3 protein-coding genes are annotated in these 3684 nt (G+C 70.2%); 2 read left to right on the forward strand and 1 reads right to left on the reverse strand.

Features of this window, described 5'->3' with window-relative positions; all coding sequences use genetic code 11:
• Both ABZ815_RS52515 and ABZ815_RS52520 read left to right on the forward strand, forming a co-directional pair.
• The coding region (locus ABZ815_RS52515; RefSeq protein ID WP_357711046.1) for a WD40 repeat domain-containing protein at nucleotides 1-1446 on the forward strand (1446 nt) is incomplete at its 5' end.
• 135 nt (nucleotides 1447-1581) lie between these two features.
• Entirely contained in the window at nucleotides 1582-2304 is a 723-nt protein-coding gene (locus ABZ815_RS52520) for a hypothetical protein (protein ID WP_357711048.1), read from the forward strand.
• Between the two features lie 64 nt (nucleotides 2305-2368).
• Here ABZ815_RS52520 and ABZ815_RS52525 read toward each other — a convergent pair whose 3' ends face one another.
• Nucleotides 2369-2554, reverse strand: a complete 186-nt coding sequence (locus ABZ815_RS52525) for a hypothetical protein (protein WP_357711051.1) — start codon at nucleotides 2552-2554, stop codon at nucleotides 2369-2371.
• Nucleotides 2555-3684 lie beyond the last annotated feature (1130 nt).

Genomic DNA, 3684 nt, shown 5'->3' on the forward strand with positions numbered 1-3684 from the left:
GGCCAACCGGTCGGCGACCTCCTCGCCGGTCACGCGGCAGGCGTCGGCGCGCTCGCCTTCCACCCCGACGGCCACCTGCTGGCCACCGCCGGCTCCAATGGCACCGTCCGGCTGTGGGATCCCGGCACCGGCCAACCGGTCGGCGCCCCCCTCACCGGCCATCAGGGACGGGTCTTTGCGGTGGCCTTCCACCCTGGCGGCCATCTGCTGGCCACCGCCGGCGAAGACGGTACCGCTCGGCTGTGGGATCCCGGCACCGGCCAACCGGTCGGCGACCTCCTCGCCGGTCACGCGGCAGGCGTCGGCGCGCTCGCCTTCCACCCCGACGGCCACCTGCTCGCCACCGCCGGCGACGACGGCACCGTCCGGCTGTGGGCGCTGGCAGCCGGATTGTGGCCCAGCCGGGAGTTCCTGTACGAGCGCATCGGCCGCCTGCAGGACCACCTGGAGAAATCCCGCGCACGGAACCAGCCGGCGGCAAACCCGCAAGGCATCCAGCGGGCACCGGCTCTCCTGCAGCACCCGCCATCCGTACGCGCGCTCGCCTTCCATCCCGGCGGCCACCTGCTCGCCACCACCGGCGACGACGGCACCGCCCGGCTGTGGGACCCCTCCACCTGTCGGCCGATCGGCGATCCCCTCACCGGCCACCAAGGGCACGTCCGCGCGGTCGCCTTCCATCCCGGCGGCCACCTGCTGGCCACCACTGGCGACGACAGCACTGTCCGGCTGTGGGCCACCTCTATCGGCCGGCAGGTCGGCGAGCCCCTCACCGGCCACACCGGACGTGTCTATGCGGTGGCCTTCCACCCCGACGGTCACCTGCTGGCCACCACTGGCGCCGACAGCACCGTGCGACTGTGGAACCCAGCCACCGGCCGGCAGGTGTCGCAGCCCTTCACCGGCCATACCGGACGCGTCCGCGGTGTCGCCTTCCACCCCGATGGCCATCTGCTCGCCACCATCGGCTCCGATGGCACCGTGCGACTGTGGAACCCCGACACCGGTGAGCAAACCGGCGAGCCCCTCACCAGCCACTGGCTAGCCGTCTACGCGATCGCCTTCCACCCCGATGGCCATCTGCTCGCCACCGCCGGCGCCGATGGCACCGTGCGACTGTGGAACCCCGACACCGGTGAGCAAACCGGCGAGCCCCTTACCACCTACCATCCCGTCAACGGGGTCGCCTTCCACCCCGACGGCCACCTGCTCGCCACCACCGGCGAAGACGGCACCGTGCGACTGTGGAACGCCGCCGCCGGCCAGCCGATCGGCGGCCCCCTCATCGGCCATCAGGGACGTGTCCTCGCGGTGGCCTTCCATCCTGACGGGCTCCTGCTGGCCACCGCCGGTGACGACGGCACCGCGCGACTGTGGCCGTCCGAAACGCAGGGCTCCGCGTCAGACAATCCGTCGCCCACTGGATCACAACACCTCGGTCAGTAGCTCTGCCCTGGACATAAGGGCGAAACCGGTCACGCTGCGTGGGGAGTTCTGTACGTTCACGTGGCGGAGCGCTCACGTACGAGAGACCATCGGGCGATACCCCCCGCACCTCCACCTCGGTGAAGGAGACCCCGCATGGTCGACGTGGCCAACTGGATCGCTGACCGCTACCAACGCCTTCAGGAGTGGGCGCAAGAGCGGTTCACCGAAGACCCACGCGAGGCTGAGATCGCCAAGTACGCGGTCCTGGCCGTCTGCACGGCGGGCGTGGCCCTCCTGGTGCTCACGTTCTTCTGGCTGGCCGTCACCGTGCTGATGGCCATCATCCAAGCCCTGACCAACGGCGTGATCACCGGTGGTGCGTGGGCACTGGAACGGGTGGCCGACTGGAAGCTGACCGAGGTCGTCACCACGCCGGTGCACGCCTACATCACCGCCCACGCCGCCGGCCTGCCCGTGGGAGCAGAGGCCATCTGGTCGGCCTGGGGACTGACCGGACCGATCCTGTGGCTGCTGTGCTGGCTGACAGGTTCCTCCTGGAGCGCCCGCCTGGCCTGGCTCCTGTACGGCGCCGCCACCGTGGCGATGGTCCACAGCGCCAGCCCCGCCCACGGGCGCATGCTGGCGGCCGGGATCGCCGTCCTGTACTGGGGCGTGCTGTCGGTGTTCGCCCTGCGGGGCCTTCACCGCCGGCCCACCGTGAACATCCAGCCGGCCCCGGCCCCCACCACGGCGCTGGAGCAGCTGCGTACGCGCTTGGACGAGCAGTTCGCCGAAGTCCACGCACGCTTGACCAACATGGAGGCCTCGGCCAACGACGAACTTGCGACCCGCAGGGCCGAACAACGTGATCACTGATCCGGGCGCGGCCAATGCAGGGCGCTCTTGAAGGCCACAGTGAGGATGTCAGGCAGTAAAGGGTCTATTCGTCTTCACGGCGGTCCTTGCCGAGTAGCCGGGGCACCGTCCTGAAGGTCGCCGCGCCGGCTGTGCCCGCGCTCAGAAGCGCGGCAGGCCAGGCAGCGTCGGCGGCCAGGACGAGCGCGCAGGTGATGGCAGCCATCACCACGGTGGACAGCAGCGTGAGAAGCGCGGCAGAAGAGAACATCCATCTCATCCTTCACATCGGGGGGAAGGGCCGGCGGCTGTCAGGTCGTCGGCCCAGAACGTGATCAACTCCTCTGCGGTGAACCGATCGAAGGGGGGCGTGAGTGGAACCCGGCCGCTGTGCACGGCCCAGATCGTCACCAGCAGGGACGCCATCTCCTCCAAAGTGCAGGGGCACTTGGGACGCCGGCAGCCGCTGGGCCGCCCGCAGGCGCCCGTCCGAGCAGCCCGGCTGGCACCTGTGTCAGCCGGACGGGCTGCGGACGAGCAGGACGGGGCGTCAGGAGCGGTGAAGCACGGCATCGAGTGCCCTTCAGATTCAGAGAGTCAAGGCGCGATCACGATGCCCACCCCTGGGGTGCCATCGCCAGCGGCTCAGACAGGGTCGAACGATGTCGATGCGGCACGCCCTGCACGGCATGAACCGGAACGCCCCCGAACGGCCTCGGCCCAGCAGCCGGACGCGTTCGGCTTCGTTCGGCTTCCTTCGATACTCGCCGAGGTTCACCTGAACCCGCCTGAACCTGCCGTGTGGGCTGGCCTGCAAGAAGGCAGGCCGCCTCGAACAAACTCGAATGAGTGATCGGCGCGCGGCTTGCCCCGTATCGGTGGCAACATGACTGCCGTCACGATTCGTTGAGCACCACCCATCACGGCGTGACTACCCCCCATTCCGTGACCACGAATCTGGCCAACAGCGATGACCCAAGAGCAAAGCGCCGCACATCGCGCTTTTATCGATCAGCTCAACGAGCTGAGAGAACAGGCCGGCCATCCGACCCTGTCCCACCTGCGCAAGCTGTCTCGCAACCCGCTGCCCAACGTCACCAAGAGGCGGGAACTGGCCCCCAGCACCACCCAGGAGATCCTTAGCGGCAAACGACGGCTTCCGCCCCCGTGGGGCTGGGTGGTCTCCTACGTCGCGGCCTGCCACGAAGCGGCCCGAGAGGGGAACCTGGACCTCGGGCAGATGGACGTGCAGACCTGGAGGACCCGCTTCACCCAGGCCCGGGGGCGGCGCCCCCCGCCCGGGGCGGGCCCCCCGCGGGCGGCCCCCCGGGGCGTGCAAGAGGGCCGCCGCCCGCCGCGCCCCCCCCCCCCCGAGCCGGCCGCCCAGCAGGCGGACGGAGG

The sequence above is a fragment of the Nonomuraea sp. NPDC047529 genome, from assembly GCF_040642995.1.
GTDB lineage: Bacteria > Actinomycetota > Actinomycetes > Streptosporangiales > Streptosporangiaceae > Nonomuraea.